We start from the raw sequence: 15,475 nt of genomic DNA on the forward strand, positions 1-15,475 counted from the left end.
TCTACGAGACGCTGCGCGAACGGCTGCGCTCAGTGACCATCGTAGACATCACTTCTAATGGTTCTAAGTAATCGTGGGGTACTCCTGGGCCTCCATGAAGACACAGTAACGGTAGCTTTCCAGAATCTTCTTTGTCTGGCTTAACGATGCAATACAATACCTGATGACCACGGAATGAAATAAAGTCTTCAATGGCAGAAATTGTACTCACGGAGTTAATATTTTTACTTTTTAAATAAGTATACGTAATTACTCCATCGCTTTTATTTGCTGATTAGCTTCATTCTCTGCCCGTACCATCGCCTGCTTTAATGGTTGTTGCCCCAACAAGGCGCTGACAAATTGGTTCTCAAAGTTATTCACGATCGCACCTGGATATTTCCCCACCTGCCACGGTGTAGCATAATCCACTCCCGCCACTAATGGCGATCGCAGTACGTCTTGGTCATAACCCAAATTCTTTGCCACTGATTTACGTGTTGGCAAAGCAAACCCTGTTCCTGTCCACTTTTGCATTCCTTCTTTACCCGTGAGATAAGAAATCAACTCCCAGGCTTCAGCTTTGTGCTGTGCAAGATTATTCATCACGTAGGCAACCGTAAAAACCATCGTGCCTTTTTTGCCATTAATCGTAGGCACTGGTGCAGTACCAAACTCTACTTGGGGAAAGGTTTCAGTTAAGTAAGGAATTGCCCAATTACCCTCAATCACCATTGCCACTTTACTCTGACCAAACATTTCACTACCTGAGTTTGTCCCTACATCAGATTTTTGGGCAGAGGAACGGTCTTTTTGATACTGGTCTACTACTAACTCTAAACCCTGTAAACCTGCCTCACTGGCAAAGGTAGCATAACCATTTTGATCGATGAGTTGCCCACCAAAGGCTTTAATTTTGTAAGCCTGACGCGCCAATTCGGGAATTTCCCCAAAGCCGTATTTGTTAAGTTTCCCTGTCAATTGTTTCGAGTAGTTACGTAATTCATCCCAAGTAGTCGGTGGATTACTTAATCCTGCGGCGGCGAATGCTTTTTTGTTATAAAACAGGGCAAGGGTGGAATAGTCTTTAGGAAGACCATAAATATGATTCTGATATTTGAAACTATCGAGTAGGGTATCTTCAAAATCCGTTAATTCAAATTTCGGGGTAATGTAACTTTCTAATGGCTCTAGGACATTTTGACTCATCAAGAAAGGAGCTTCTAGTGCATCGAGATAAAAGACATCTGGTGCTGCTTCCCCAACTAAACGAGTTTTGATTACATCCATGTATTGGTCGGAAATTACCTCATATTTGACCTTAATAGTTGGATGTTGTATCTCAAACTCTTGCAATACCTGTCTCAAGAGTTTTTGCTCAACAGGAGAACCTCCCCAGCCACTAAGTTTGATACTAACTGCGTTAGATGCTAAGGGTTTGCTTGGTAATTGTAGATTTTGACAAGCAATAATAGCGATCGCGATCGCCATTACCAATCCCAAAAAATTAAACAATCTTTGTTTGATCACTTGTACCTTCTGTTACTAAGGAGTGATATTTACTTATCTAAAATTTTTGTTGAAAATTGCAAGCTAGAATAACGAAAACTTATTAAAAATGCTAATAAAAGCATACTGAGTTCTTCGACAACCGGATTTATCTCAGGATGCTTTACTCATAAACATACATTATGGATTTTGTTCAGGTTGAAACAACTGCGCCACTGACTCTGGAAATTCCCCAGATTTCCTTACCACCAACAGTACTTTCTCCAACCTCTCGAATTCCCAAGGATGCGATTCGCACAAGTTTAAAAGCTTCCACTGCGGATTCTGTCTTAGCGGCGGTTTACTCTCTTGGAACTGGCGGAATTTTACTCAGCAATTTCTTGGTGGAATTGGGTGCTAGTCCAGTAGTATTTGGGATGCTTTGCTCTATCCCCATGTTGGTCAATCTGATTCAGCCGTTGGGTGCTTACTTGTCTGAACGTAGCACCAGCCGATTTCAATATTCTCTTCGGACACACGGAATTGGTCGGTTGTTATGGCTGGCTCTAGTAATCGGTATTGTAGGCGTAAGTTTGGGAGCAATCAATACTCACCAATTAGTAATATTGACACTCTTGATTGTCCTATTCAGCAATCTTTTGGGAGGACTAGGAACCGCATCGTGGCTAAGTTGGGTTGCAATGATAGTTCCCCGGCGATTGCGAGGCAGGTATTTTGGGACACGCAATAGTGCTGCAAACCTCACCAATTTGGTTTGCGTACCAATGGCTGGTTTGGCTGTATCACATTGGTATGGTGGAACTCTGCAAGGCTATGGAGTGGTTCTGCTGATAAGCATTGTGCTTGGAATTGCGGGATTGGGGTGTCAGTATTTCCAAGTGGATATGAATCCGCAATCGCAAAACACTTATTATGAAAATTCAACTCAAACAAGTGAGATTCAGCCAGAGGTTACAAAAGATGAATCTTCTGAAGTCGCTCAATCAATTCATTTACCACAAAACCAATTAGCTAACAGTGTTTGGAAAAACTCAAATTTTTTGAGATTTCTGATGTATTTCAGCTTCTGGAATCTTGCTGTTAACCTCAGCGCTCCTTTTTTCAACCTTTATATGCTGGACACGCTGGATTTAGATGTCAGTTACGTGACTATCTACAATAGCCTTCAGGCGGGGGCGACTTTGCTAATGCTTATTTTGTGGGGAAAATTAGCAGATAAGATAGGCAATCGTCCCATCCTCATCTGTATTGGCATTTTGGTTGCAGCTACACCACTACTATGGCTAGGGATTGGTGCTAATCGCCTTGACATTTGGTTGTGGCTACCTCTGTTACATATCTTGGCTGGAGGTACTTGGGCGGCGATTGATTTGTGTAGTAATAATATACAATTGGCGATCGCACCAATTAAAAATCAGTCTATCTATTTTGCGATCGCAGCTGCCGTTGCTGGAGGGAGTGGTGCTTTAGGCGCAACTATAGGCAGCTTCATCGTCCAATTTGCTCAGTTTGGAGGCTTGCTAGGGTTGTTTGCCCTCTCTAGTCTATTTCGACTAGCAGCACTTGTTCCACTCGTTTTTGTCAAAGAGCCGGAGAGAGGATGAGGGGCAGAGGGCAGGGGGCAGGGGAGCAGGGGAGAAGAATTAATAACCAATGCCCTATTCCCCATACTTCGACTGCGCTCAGTACAAGTTCCCCATTCCCCATATTCTATTCTGCGGCGGTAGAAGTTAAGGACATTGTTTCCCACAAAACCATGTGAGGTGGTGTTAGTACAGGCTGGTGTAGGGCAATCAGCTGGGCTAGGGTGGTCTTTAATTGAGTACGGGGTACGATATCATCAACAAAACCATGCTGGAGCAAATCTTCAGCAGTCTGAAAATTTTCGGGGAGTTTTTCTCGTAGGGTTTGCTCAATCACTCGCCGACCAGCAAAACCAATGGTTGCCTTGGGTTCTGCCAAAATGATATCGCCCAACATTGCAAAACTTGCGGTAACGCCGCCCGTTGTGGGATTGGTCAAAACGGGAATATATAATAGTCGTGCGTCTTTATGACGCTGTAGGGCTGCGGAGATTTTCGCCATCTGCATTAGGGAAAGCATTCCTTCTTGCATTCTCGCGCCGCCGGAGGTGCAGATAATCACTACAGGATACCGCCGTTGAGTGGCTTGCTCAATCATCCGGGTGAGTTTTTCTCCCACAACCGAACCCATACTACCACCCATAAAACGGAAGTCCATAACCCCAAGGGCAATGGGCAAACCATTGATTTGACCTAAACCAGTGTTAACTGCGTCTATTAAGCCAATTTTATCTTGTGTTTCTCGTAGGCGATCGCTGTAGAGTTTGCGATCGCGAAATTCTAGCGGATCGGTTGGACGCAAATGCTCGTCTAGAGGTTTCCAGGTATTGTTATCTATCAATTGACGAATGCGCTCATCGCTATCTACACGATTATGATGACCACATTCGATACAAACCATTTGATTGGCTTTCAGGTCTTTTGTGTATGCCAATACGCCACACTTGGAGCATTTGTGCCACAATCCATCAGCAATTTCACGTTCTTGGCGTTCAAGGTTGGTAGATCCTGATTTCCGCCGATTTGCAAACCAATCAAATAGAGACTTTAAACCACGCGATTCTTCGTTGTTAGCCATTTTTTATTTTATTTTAAGTGGGTATGAGGTCGAAAACATGTCAAATCGTATTGGGTTGTTTTTAGTCATGAGTGATTTTTTTACTAATGACCCTTCTCTTTTAGAGACGCTAACGCAAACGGGTGACGCTCCTGCGTCGCTACCGCTTTGCTAACGCCAGTTACTCATGAGGGAAACCCCCTTCTCTACGAGACGCTTTGCGAAGGCGCTAGCCTCTCCCTTTGGGAGAAGACCGTACTGGCTCACTAATTACCACATCGTCAAACTACGCTTTTAAGCAATTCAGACCTTAATTATCATCTTTGGTTGCCAGCTTAACGAAAATACTTATACCAATACAAGTCTCTTGCTCTTTTTTTCAGCAGACTTAATTATATTGACGTACTGACAAAGCGATGAGAATACCAACCTCCAAATAAGATGCTCTCCCTCTCCCACCCAAATCAATGATTCGTATTGCTAGGTTATGAACAATCAGCATCTGTTGCATAAGTTGTGCTTGCTAACGATTAATCGTCGTCAAGAGGGTAATACAAGTCACAAGCAGAATATTATCAAAACATGAAGGGGCGATGGGGTAATGTTGGTTACAGTCACGAATTATAAATTTTTCTTATGAAAGGGCATTCGATATGGGTTACTCCCCTTATCCCCCTTCTCTCCATATTCGCGACTGCAATTCAAGACGCTGGAAAAAATAACCGCAGGTAGGTAGACAAAATTGCTTCGCCGCTAAACAGGGTAATCAGAGATCCTAAAGCGAGAAAAGGGCCAAAAGGCATTTTTTGTCCTAACCTGTGTGTCGATGTCTCTTCATTAGCGGCTTCTCTACCAGACGCTGCGCGTAGCTTGCTTCGACCTAGGAGTATCCGTTTATGCATAATAACACCACTGCCAATTAAGGCTCCCAGCGCACAGGCAATAAAACTAGCTAAAAGCAAATATTTCCAGCCTAACCAGGTTCCCATCATAGCTGCTAACTTGGCATCACCTGCGCCCATTGCAGTTTTCCCAAAGGCAATTGAACCCAATAGGGCGATCGCATCAAATAGCCATAAGCCCAAGACTGCACCTACTATGGCCATCATAAGGTGATTTACCAATGCGACAGAACTTCCTTCTGATAGATAACCAACTACCATTTGGAATAAAATTCCTGCCACTAAACCAGACTGAGTAAGTGGATTAGGTAAGGTCATTGTATCCAGGTCAATCAGCGATAGTGCCAATAACCAACTACAAAAAGCCCAATAGCCTATTGTGAAAGTCGAAACTTGAAATACTAAAAAAACCGCTAAAAAAATTATGCCCGTCACCCCTTCTACCACGGGATAACGGACAGAAATTTTGCTTTTGCAATATCGACACCGCCCTCTTAATGAAATCCAGCCAAATACTGGTACATTGTCGTAAGCTTTTAGCTGGTTTAAGCATTTAGGACAACGAGAAGGCGGCCAAAGAATTGACAACCCAGCAGGTAGCCGATAAACAATAACGTTGAGAAAACTGCCAATAGATGCACCTAAAGCAAAGACCATTACACTCGCTGGAATAGCGAACAAAATGTCCATACAGTCATTAGTCCTTTGTCATTAGTCCTGTGTCATTTGTCCTTTGTCATTTGTCCTTTGTCATTTGTCCTTTGTCAATAACTAATAACTCTCTACGAGAGGCTACGCCAACAGCTTCTCTACGAGACGCTATGCGAACGCTCTAGTACAAGTGACTAATAACTAATAACTAATGACTAATAGATGTGTGATTCAATTTGACTTAAGGGTACAAAACACTCTTGAGGTAAAAGAACTGGTTGGTTAGTAAAAATAACCTTACCTCGATGATTAACACGATTGATTGCTACACCGGAAGGTTGCCCAGCGATTTCGGGATGAACTTCACAGTGAGTATAGTATATCTGCCCAGCAGCTCTGATTACAGCAGGATCAATCAAAGGGGATTGGTTCTTTGGGGCGGTGAAATTTACTGGATTCTGTCGTAATGCGTACACTATCGACTGTTATTTGATTGCTAGATTTCCCTTTAGTCTACCCGAAACTTATAGCAAAGGTTGCCAAATTGCCCAGGTTGCACTTTAAAATTATTTTTGTTCAAGAGCCTTAATGAGTGAGTCTCCCATAGCGCGGCAACCAAGCAGGTTTTTTCCTGGAGAAATTATATCCCCAGTGCGATCGCCTTGCTCTAAAACTTGGAATACAGCTTGTTCGATACGATCTGCCGCTTTTGGTTGATCTAAGGCGTAACGTAGCATCATCGCCGCACTCAAAACCTGTGCTAGAGGATTTGCCTTATCCTGTCCGGCAATATCTGGGGCGGAACCATGAACTGGTTCAAACACACCAGGCCCAGAAGCGCCTAAACTAGCGGAAGGTAACATCCCAATACTACCCGTGAGCATGGCAGCAGCATCAGAAAGAATATCACCAAACAGATTGCCTGTAACAATGGTGTCGAACTGCTTGGGAGCGCGTACTAACTGCATAGCAGCATTGTCTACATATAAATGAGAAAGTTCGATATCTGGATATTCCGTACTAAGTTGGGTGATGCGATCGCGCCACAACTGAGATACTTCTAATACGTTCGCTTTATCCACCGAACAAAGTTTACCACCGCGTTTTTTTGCCGCCTCAAAAGCCACCCGCCCAATGCGTTCAATTTCCGATTCTGTGTAAACCATTGTATTTACACCGCGTTTTTCACCCGTTTCTGTGGCAAAAATCCCTTTAGGTTTACCAAAGTAAATCCCGCCAGTGAGTTCACGCACCACCATAATATCCACGCCTTCGACAATTTCGCGTTTCAAAGTCGAGGCATCGATTAGCTGGGGCAATATTTTCGCTGGGCGCAAATTGGCAAATAATCCCAAACCTGCACGAAGCCCTAACAAACCTGCTTCTGGGCGTAAATTAGATGGCAGGGAATCCCACTTATAACCACCAATTGCAGCAAGTAATACAGCATCACTATTACGGCAAGCCTCTAAAGTGGCAGATGGTAAGGGTTCCCCTGTAGCGTCAATTGCTGCACCACCGATAAGGGCTTCTTGGAATTCAAACTTTAGATCGAATTGCTTCCCTACGACTTTCAGCACATCTACCGCCACTGCCATAATTTCAGGGCCAATGCCATCGCCGGGGAGTAGAGTAATGCGGTAGTTCTGGGTCATAGCTGATTATTACTAGGTAAATGCTTACAGATTAAATATCATACCTAGCAAAATGTACCGATGGAGTTTTTAATTGATTTGGGCGCGGCTCTAACGTAATCATCTGGCGTTGTCTGAAACTACTATTAGGAGTCCTCCTAATTGAGCGGATCGAAACGCTGCAAGATCAGAGCTATGAATACTACTGGCAAACCTACACCCATACAAATGAGAGCTTGGATAAATGTCAAAGGTGTGGTGTTAAATATTTGATTCATCATGCTCCACTGACTGAATAGACATTGTAAAATCACTACAGCCACGATTCCGATCGCAGGTGCATAGGCTATGCGTGTGCGTTTACCTTGGATTTTGGCAACTAGAGATGGTAAAAGCTGGGTAATGCTTAATAGGTAAAAGATTTCTGCTGCCACCAACCCATTAATCGCCATCGTGCGAGCTAAGGCTTGATTGTCTGTAGTTTGAAGTATCGATTGAAATACCCCAAAAATTACTAGCCAATTGAAGACGGAAATCGCTAAGATGCGCTGGAGTAAACTACCTGATAAAAGCTTTTCTCTAGGGTTGCGTGGTGGTTGCTGCATCACTTGTCCAGATTTTGGCTCAAAGGCTAAAGGAGCAATCAACCCTACTGAACTGACCATGTTCAGCCAGAGAATTTGGATTGGTAAGATGGGAAGTGCAGTAGACAGGAGAATGGCAATTAAAATCGTCATCGATTCTCCGACGTTGATCGGCAGCAAGAAGGCGATCGCTTTTCGCAAGTTGCGGTAAACCCCGCGCCCTTCTTCCACAGCAGCTTCAATTGAGGCGAAGTTATCGTCAGTTAAAAGCATATCCGCCGATTCTTTGGCAACCTCTGCCCCGGCTATGCCCATCGCTACACCAATATCTGCCTGTTTGAGAGCGGGAGCATCGTTGACACCATCTCCAGTCATGGCAACAATTTCGCCCTTGAGTTGCAATGCTTTCACCAGATGCAACTTTTGTTCTGGAGCAACTCGCGCAAATACCATGCCTTGCTCGGCCGCTTGGGCGAATTCTTTTTCATCCATCTGAGTTAATTGCTGTCCCGTGAAGACCTGTTCTTCAGTCGAGCAAATTCCCATTTGGCGAGCGATCGCGGCTGCCGTTAGCGCATGATCCCCAGTGATCATCTTCACCTGAATCCCAGCAGATTGACAGGCACCCACAGCAGCGATCGCTTCCTGACGGGGCGGATCGATTATGCCTTGAAGTCCCAAAAACACCAGTCCTCGATCGAGATCATCGCGATTAAAAGAGTGTTTAGCCGCAACTTCTTTTCTAGCAAAAGCTAGGACTCGTAATCCTTGGTTTGCCATGCCAGCAACTTCCTGTTCCACTACGGCAGGATTGAGCGCAGCCTGTTGTCCTTGAGCATCGAACATGCGATCGCATCGTTGGAGAATTGCCTCTACAGAACCTTTGAGATAAATCACATTGAGCGATCGCTTTGCATCCAATTCATGCAGAGTTGCCATGTATTGAAATTGGGATTCAAAGGGAATAGTGTCGATTCTGGGTAATTCTTGCTCTAGATTCTCTTGCGTCAATCCCACTTTATTAGCAGCCGTAATCAATGCTCTCTCGGTTGGGGTTCCGATTAAATTCCACTGTCCGTCTCGCCATTCGATGTGAGAATCATTGCACAGCAATCCTGCTTCCAAAGATTCCCAAACAGCAATATGTCCATTTTCATTGAAATCAACAGGCTGCTGATTCATGAGGATTTCACCCTCTGGGGCATAACCAATACCGCTAACGGTGTAGTGTTGCCCACCTGCATAAACATTTTGAACCGTCATCTGATTTTCGGTCAACGTGCCAGTTTTGTCAGAGCAAATAATAGTTGTACTTCCCAATGTTTCCACTGCGGGTAACTTGCGAATAATCGCGTTCCGTCGTGCCATTCGGGAAACCCCGATCGCTAACGTGACTGTGACAATTACAGGTAATCCTTCGGGAACCGCGCTGACTACCAAAGCCACAGCTGCTTTGAAAACATCAATCCAAGATTCGCCCTGTCCTAATCCAACTGCAAATGTCAGGGCAGCCAAACCTAAGATGACATACAACAAGGTTTTGCTAAACTTGTCAATATTTCGCGTCAGTGGTGTTTTCAGATTTGTACTGCTTTCAATTAACTGCGAGATTCGACCGGTTTCGGTGGCATCTGCGATCGCGACTACAATCCCTTCTGCTTGTCCAAAAGTGACGAAACTTCCTGCATACACCATATTGTTGCGTTCGGCTAATGGTGTTTCGATAGCCAGCGATGGAGTTGCTTTCTCCACCGGAACAGATTCGCCTGTTAAACCAGACTCGTCAACTTGTAACCCACGCACACTTAATAGCCGCAGATCCGCAGGTACTTTATCCCCAGATGCTAGCAGTACCAAATCACCCAGAACAAGTTCTATCGAAGCCAGACGGTTTTTTTGACCATCACGAATCACAGTTGCTTCGGTAGTCACAGCTTTAGATAGAGCTGCGATCGCGCCTTCTGCTTTCGATTCTTGAATGTAGCCAATGATGACATTAATCAGGGTGACACCAAAAATTACTCCAGCATCTATCCAATCTTGCAATAGCAGCGTTACTACTCCTGCCGTCAGCAAAATATATAGTAGTGGTTGATTAAATTGCTCTAAAAATTTTAGCCAAGGACTTTTGCCATCTTTAGTAGTTAGTTGATTTGCACCCATCTCTTGATGCCGTGTGGTAGCTTCTTTATGAGTCAAACCTGCCTCTGGATGGCTGGCTAACATTTGTAAAATCTGCTGTTCCGCCAGAGTATGCCATTCATAGTTGAGTAAATCTTTTGTGGAATCAGCAAAAGTATTTGTAGCGATCGTATCTGCTGTCATATCTGTCTCCAAATTGAAGTAATATTTAAACTAATTCGTAATTAAGACTCATCAGATTTAATCTAGATTTATCTGTTTGAATCTGTACCTTTTATTTTTCAAATTGGTGTTATTACGAGAATCTTTTCTTAAGTTCATAAATATGCCACTCTCGCACACCCCAGTAACGGAGAATCGATTCTGCTTGCCATATTTCGTCTGCTGTTCCCTCTACCTTCACCAAAAATTCTTCTTGTAAGGTAGTTGGCTTACAGAGTCTAACTTGCCTTTCAGGAGCAAACCAACCTTGAAATGCACCATACACACTGCCAAAAATCGCACTCGTTCCACCTGCTAGCAGCGTACCCAGCACAGATTCAACCGCTAATGCCGGCCCAAAACCGGGAATCACTAATACGCCAAGTCCGGCTGTGAGTGCTAGGAAGCCCCCAGCTGTTCCTCCTGTAATTGCGCCTGCTTTAGCACCTTCTATCGGAGTCATGGTATGTTTAACCGCATTAGCATCCTCGTACAACTTTTCGTGTTCAAAGTCTAAAGTAAGCACAGAAATTTTCTGCATAGGAAAGTCAATTGCTCTGAGTTCATCAAGCACCTGTGTTATAGCTTCACGGGTAGAAATGATGCCTATTGCATTTTTAATTGGATGGAAATTCATTACAATATCTCCTATAAAAATAAATAATTTAAAAACGAAAATTCATTAATATATAAATAGTAAAAAGCTAGATTTTTCGAGTTTGATTGTGAGCCGTATTAGTTACGCTTATCTGCTTCTATTTCAGGATTACCGATAAATGTGAATGAAAAGTGAATAAATCATTTATCCTACTCACCTTTCACTTTTGAATCACATTTATCCCTCAAGCTAAAAGATAACAGGAATGAATGAAGTAATTGATTATTGGAGATGTGTATGAGCTTTAAGAAAATTTTGGTGGCGGTCGATAATTCACCTGCAACTGCAACAGTATTTGCAAAAGCGCTGGAGTTAGCCCAAAAAGACGCTGCTCAGTTAATGATTGGTCACAGTATTGAGCTAGCAACTTCTAGTCAACTCACTGTGAACTTAGTAGATTTAGAAATAGAAACAGAACAGGCACAGGGTTTACTGCGGTTCTACTATCAGAAAGCGAAAAAACACGGTGTTCTAGCAGAATTTAGTTCTCACACAGGCAATCCTGGAACTAACATCTGTGATTTAGCCCAGAGTTGGGGAGCAGATTTAATTGTGCTTGGTCGCAGAGGACTTAAGGGATTTGCCGAACTCTTAGCAGGAAGTGTGAGCAATCACGTCGTTCATCACGCTCCATGTTCCGTTCTGGTAGTTCAAGGTCAGTAGTTCCCTCACAGACACTTTGCAGACTGAATATGAGTTGGACAATACATCGGGTTCTTGTTAGCAGGAATAACCGCTTTAATTCTGGTTTTCCTCTCAACTCACACCCATGAAAATATACACTGAAATCGAAATTCAGGCATCAGATGAGCAAGTCTGGAATCTACTCACTGATTTTGCCAGTTTTCCACATTGGAATTTGTTTATTCGTCAAATTAGTGGGTCGCTGAGTGAAGGGGCACAGCTAACTGTTCACTTTCAGCCTCCGGGTAAAAATATTATAACCTTTCGCCCTACGGTAATTACGGTAGAACCTAATCGCAAATTGCGCTGGTTAGGACACTTTTTTATACCAGGGTTGTTTGACAGTGAACACAGCTTTATCATTGAGCCGTTAGCAAGCGATGTCTACGACGGGCTACGCCTACGCGTTTTGTTCATTCAACAAGAATCTTTCCACGGCTTACTAGTACCTCTGCTGGCTCGTCGATTAAATATCGACGTTCGCCAAGGGTTTGAAGCCATGAACCAAACATTGAAAACCAAAGCGGAACGTATTGAAGATGAGAAACAGGAGGTCAGAAAGTTTATATAGTTAGCTTTTATAACTTTTCTCAACTATATATTCACTCATTAATTATTTCTACTAATCCTATCGGATCTACTATTCCTAACCCGCATTTCTTACAAGCTTGAGGGGAAGGATGGGCAGAGGGGCACAGGGGAAAGAACTTGGTATTTGAACTCTCCCCTACTCCCCTGCTCCCCTGCCGACCTCCACCCAGCATTTTTGGGTTGGTGAAGTACTAGCTTTTTAAAGTCTTATGTAGCTTCACAATAATTTGGTATCAAATAATTTTGGTTATTAATTAATTTTTTTAAACTCTTTTATGTTCTCAAGCATATAAGCTAGTGCGCTTGGTACTACCTAAGTTCTCTTTTAGGCAAAGTTTGTCAAGCGCCTAACTTTCTGCATGAATGCTACTAAAACCCGTACTATGACTGTGGAACCCACACAGAAACAGAACCAGCATTGCATCGAAAATCAGCCCAGCCCTCATCATTTGTTGTGATGGGTTCGCTGAAATGTTCAGTGATGTCAATGTAAGTGCTGTTGGGTTGCCCAACTTCCATCCACTTAGTCCCCTCTTCTCCATTACTCAAAACAACCGCCATCCCGCCAGGATGTTCTTCGTCTCCTAAGCGTGTCCAGCCGATTGTATTCGCGTGATCGAAATAATCGTATTGGTCGCCATAACCATAGGTTTGACGGGCGTGCAAAAATTTATCAATTATCCATTGATGACTATCGAGCCAAATCTCATACTCATTGCCATCTGGGCCCTTATCTTTGTAATGAGCACCATAGTAATCAGCATAGAAGATACAGGGATAACCATCACTTCGCAGTAGAATCAACGCATAAGCCAACGGTTTAAACCAGCTTTCTACTACAGACTCCAACGACTGCAAGGGTTGAGAATCATGATTCTCTACTAAGGTGACGGCTAAAGCAGGTTGCTGTTGCACCAAGGTGTTATCAAATATCTGCCGCATATCGTACTCATTGCCTTGTTTGCTGGCAGCGCTAAAGTTATAGTGCAATGGCGCATCAAACAGCAACACATCGCCACCGGTGACGCTAATGAAATGGTGCAGCGCTTCAACTTCATAAGACCAATACTCACCGACGGCAAAAAGATCGCGACCTGCTTTTTGGCGACAGTGTTGCAGCCACTCTGGGAAAAAGCCAGCTCTAACGTGTTTAACGGCATCAAAACGAAAGCCATCTATATTAGTGGTTTCTACAAACCACTCACCCCAGCGATTCAACTCGTCGCGAACTTCTGGACTTTCCATATCCAGATCGCATCCCATGAGATAGTCGAAAGCGCCTTTTTCTAGGTCAACCTGTTCGTCAAATTGTTTATCTTTAAACAGGTAAACTGCATTCTCTCCTTCGTTGTAAACATTGTAATCAACCGCGTCGAAGTGCCACCAGTGCCATTCCATATCGGAGTATTTGCCCTTGCGACCTGGGAAGGTAAAGTGAGTCCACACTTTTATTGTTTGCATCTCACCGATTGGCTCGTGGCGATTGTCTGGATTGTAGGGAGTTGCTTCCACCTCTTCAGCTTCGTCTGCACCTAACTTGTGGTTGAGAACAACATCCGCATATACTCGAATGCCAGCATCTTTTGCCGCCTTGACAGCAGCGATATACTCGTCTTTTGTGCCGTACTTTGTTCGAACCGAGCCTTTCTGGTCAAACTCGCCTAGATCGTACATATCGTAGACCCCATAGCCGACATCGAAGCCACCCCCTGTTCCTTTGTAAGCTGGGGGTAACCAAACAGATGTAACACCTGCATCAGCTAACTCTTTGACTTTCTCTTTAAACTCATTCCAAAGATTGCCATCTGGAGGGATATACCAATGGAAGTACTGCATCATTACACCATTCAATTGAGCCATGTGTATCCCTCTAGTCAAGTATTACGATGAATTGTTATTGCCGACACAAAAATTATACTTGAAGTTTTGTTTGATGTTTCTAAATACAAAAAAGTCTACTAAAAAACTGCGATCAACTCATATTGTTTTCTTCTGTAGATGATAGTTCTTGAGCCAAATTTTTCTGGAGTGCTTCTAATACCGCGATTGGGTCAGCCGGTTCTTGCATCAATTGAGCTTCCGAATCATGCCGATTTAGCACATCAGGCAAATCGGTACGGAGTTCTTCTAATAGAGCAATAATCTTGGCAATTTTTTGCTCGGAGAGCAGGTTAAGCTGTAGCATCAGTTGCGCCCTCTGTTCGGCAAAGTTTTCTTGGCGAGTTTGTCGCACTAATACTCCAGTTGAAATTACCAATGCAGCAGCGTCTAAGCCTTGATTTGACCAGCTAAACGCGGGTAGATTGAATGGTAAAAGGCGCTGAAAAAAACTGCCAAAAATCCACAAAGCTAGTATAAGTAGCAAACTATACAGAAATGTCGATCGCCCAAAGAATGTAGCGATCGCTTCTAGTATGCGTTGGTGGGCGGGAATATCTCGAACTTCCTGGGTATGAAGTGAAATAATCGCTTCAATATTTTTTGTAATCGGGTCTGGTAATGGAGCCACGATCACTTGATTTCGAGAAGCTTTATCTTTGAGTTCGTTAGCACCTGAACTGAAGTGTTTGTTGGCTGTATCATCTGCGTTGTACCTCATGCAGCAACTCCTGAATCTGAATTTTACTCGATTATTGCTTGTCTTCTGATGCTGTCGGCAAATGGGAAAAGTATTGGTCGTTGGTGAGAGTTTGAAGCCTGTTTACGTTTCATAATATAGTTAGATTTATTTCCGCCCACTTACTTAGCCTAAAATACTGTCAATGTTATTCCACAAATTCATAGCGTACTAACTTTCTAACATCCTGACGGGGTAGACCTAATTCTTGGGCAATTGTCGCTTCTATTTGGTTGAATTCTATCGTTGGAAGTTCTAATTCCAATCGCTTCAGGATCGGATCTGCTGTTTCTACTTCAACCTGAGTAATTCTCTTAATTCGGTTGACTGCGGCATTAATGAGCAACACATTGACTGATATCCGGGCTTCGAGTTGGGTATCTGACTGAAGTTTATTTTCCGTGGAATTGGGTCGGCTTAACTCTTGGGCAGCTAGGAAACTACAGCCAAGCCAAAACGCAACCGCTACCAGTGGTAGAGGCAACCAAAACTCTAATCCCAGCCCTTGCAGCCAACGTTTACTAATACGCCACACACTACACCTACTTCTGATTTTGCTAGGTCACACTCGATCTATATCTGAATGGGATAGACAATCCTCTCAAATGTGACTGATGAAAGACGTTGAGATTGCTTCAATGCTTTATTCTAAACAAGCACAAATGTATATAAGTGTATATAGG

At 43.4% G+C, this 15,475-nt stretch carries 14 protein-coding genes; 3 read left to right on the top strand and 11 right to left on the bottom strand.

Annotated elements, in window-relative coordinates; translation table 11 throughout:
• Position 1 precedes the first annotated feature (1 nt).
• Positions 2–211 carry a hypothetical protein gene (locus FBB35_RS24815; RefSeq protein WP_174707969.1) on the bottom strand — a complete coding sequence of 70 codons (210 nt, stop codon included), beginning with the start codon at positions 209–211 and terminating at the stop codon, positions 2–4.
• 38 nt (positions 212–249) lie between these two features.
• Positions 250–1,470, bottom strand: coding sequence for an ABC transporter substrate-binding protein (locus tag FBB35_RS24820; RefSeq protein ID WP_174713759.1), 1,221 nt, complete (start codon positions 1,468–1,470; stop codon positions 250–252).
• Between the two features lie 200 nt (positions 1,471–1,670).
• Between FBB35_RS24820 and FBB35_RS24825 the strand changes: the two genes are divergently transcribed.
• Positions 1,671–3,092 (top strand): MFS transporter, encoded by a 1,422-nt coding sequence (locus tag FBB35_RS24825; RefSeq protein WP_174711843.1) that lies wholly within the window; start codon positions 1,671–1,673, stop codon positions 3,090–3,092.
• A 106-nt stretch (positions 3,093–3,198) separates the two neighbouring features.
• Here FBB35_RS24825 and accD read toward each other — a convergent pair whose 3' ends face one another.
• The 6 genes from accD to FBB35_RS24855 all read right to left on the bottom strand — a co-directional run bounded on the left by accD (position 3,199) and on the right by FBB35_RS24855 (position 10,879).
• A complete protein-coding gene (gene accD / locus FBB35_RS24830; RefSeq protein WP_174711844.1) occupies positions 3,199–4,149 on the bottom strand; it encodes an acetyl-CoA carboxylase, carboxyltransferase subunit beta in 951 nt (316 codons plus the stop codon).
• Positions 4,150–4,829: 680 nt separating this feature from the next.
• Positions 4,830–5,720: an A24 family peptidase gene (locus FBB35_RS24835; RefSeq protein ID WP_174711845.1), complete on the bottom strand. Its 891-nt coding sequence runs from the start codon at positions 5,718–5,720 to the stop codon at positions 4,830–4,832.
• A gap of 176 nt (positions 5,721–5,896) precedes the next feature.
• Positions 5,897–6,157, bottom strand: a complete 261-nt coding sequence (locus FBB35_RS24840) for a hypothetical protein (protein WP_012409327.1) — start codon at positions 6,155–6,157, stop codon at positions 5,897–5,899.
• 90 nt (positions 6,158–6,247) lie between these two features.
• Entirely contained in the window at positions 6,248–7,336 is a 1,089-nt protein-coding gene (leuB, locus tag FBB35_RS24845) for a 3-isopropylmalate dehydrogenase (RefSeq protein ID WP_174711846.1), read from the bottom strand.
• 137 nt (positions 7,337–7,473) lie between these two features.
• Positions 7,474–10,224: an HAD-IC family P-type ATPase gene (locus FBB35_RS24850; RefSeq protein ID WP_174711847.1), complete on the bottom strand. Its 2,751-nt coding sequence runs from the start codon at positions 10,222–10,224 to the stop codon at positions 7,474–7,476.
• Positions 10,225–10,336: 112 nt separating this feature from the next.
• Positions 10,337–10,879, bottom strand: coding sequence for a hypothetical protein (locus FBB35_RS24855; protein ID WP_174711848.1), 543 nt, complete (start codon positions 10,877–10,879; stop codon positions 10,337–10,339).
• A gap of 258 nt (positions 10,880–11,137) precedes the next feature.
• On the opposite strand from FBB35_RS24855, the gene FBB35_RS24860 reads away from it, so the two are divergent.
• Positions 11,138–11,563 (top strand): universal stress protein, encoded by a 426-nt coding sequence (locus tag FBB35_RS24860; RefSeq protein ID WP_174711849.1) that lies wholly within the window; start codon positions 11,138–11,140, stop codon positions 11,561–11,563.
• Between the two features lie 106 nt (positions 11,564–11,669).
• Positions 11,670–12,155 (top strand): SRPBCC domain-containing protein, encoded by a 486-nt coding sequence (locus FBB35_RS24865; protein ID WP_174711850.1) that lies wholly within the window; start codon positions 11,670–11,672, stop codon positions 12,153–12,155.
• Between the two features lie 401 nt (positions 12,156–12,556).
• Here the strand turns inward: FBB35_RS24865 and FBB35_RS24870 are convergent, their stop codons facing one another.
• From FBB35_RS24870 to FBB35_RS24880, 3 genes are all read right to left on the bottom strand, one after another.
• Positions 12,557–14,035, bottom strand: coding sequence for an alpha-amylase (locus FBB35_RS24870; protein WP_174711851.1), 1,479 nt, complete (start codon positions 14,033–14,035; stop codon positions 12,557–12,559).
• A 112-nt stretch (positions 14,036–14,147) separates the two neighbouring features.
• A complete protein-coding gene (locus tag FBB35_RS24875) occupies positions 14,148–14,774 on the bottom strand; it encodes a DUF1003 domain-containing protein (RefSeq protein ID WP_174711852.1) in 627 nt (208 codons plus the stop codon).
• A gap of 166 nt (positions 14,775–14,940) precedes the next feature.
• A complete protein-coding gene (locus tag FBB35_RS24880; protein ID WP_174711853.1) occupies positions 14,941–15,327 on the bottom strand; it encodes a hypothetical protein in 387 nt (128 codons plus the stop codon).
• Between the last annotated feature and the right edge of the window lie 148 nt (positions 15,328–15,475).

The sequence above is a fragment of the Nostoc sp. TCL240-02 genome, from assembly GCF_013343235.1.
Lineage (GTDB): Bacteria > Cyanobacteriota > Cyanobacteriia > Cyanobacteriales > Nostocaceae > Nostoc.

Coding starts and splice junctions, on each gene's coding strand:
- FBB35_RS24820 (WP_174713759.1), bottom strand. CDS start 1,470: ATGGCGATCGCGATCGCTATTATTGCTTGTCAAAATCTACAATTACCA.
- FBB35_RS24825 (WP_174711843.1), top strand. CDS start 1,671: ATGGATTTTGTTCAGGTTGAAACAACTGCGCCACTGACTCTGGAAATT.
- accD (WP_174711844.1), bottom strand. CDS start 4,149: ATGGCTAACAACGAAGAATCGCGTGGTTTAAAGTCTCTATTTGATTGG.
- FBB35_RS24835 (WP_174711845.1), bottom strand. CDS start 5,720: ATGGACATTTTGTTCGCTATTCCAGCGAGTGTAATGGTCTTTGCTTTA.
- leuB (WP_174711846.1), bottom strand. CDS start 7,336: ATGACCCAGAACTACCGCATTACTCTACTCCCCGGCGATGGCATTGGC.
- FBB35_RS24850 (WP_174711847.1), bottom strand. CDS start 10,224: ATGACAGCAGATACGATCGCTACAAATACTTTTGCTGATTCCACAAAA.
- FBB35_RS24855 (WP_174711848.1), bottom strand. CDS start 10,879: ATGAATTTCCATCCAATTAAAAATGCAATAGGCATCATTTCTACCCGT.
- FBB35_RS24860 (WP_174711849.1), top strand. CDS start 11,138: ATGAGCTTTAAGAAAATTTTGGTGGCGGTCGATAATTCACCTGCAACT.
- FBB35_RS24865 (WP_174711850.1), top strand. CDS start 11,670: ATGAAAATATACACTGAAATCGAAATTCAGGCATCAGATGAGCAAGTC.
- FBB35_RS24870 (WP_174711851.1), bottom strand. CDS start 14,035: ATGGCTCAATTGAATGGTGTAATGATGCAGTACTTCCATTGGTATATC.
- FBB35_RS24875 (WP_174711852.1), bottom strand. CDS start 14,774: ATGAGGTACAACGCAGATGATACAGCCAACAAACACTTCAGTTCAGGT.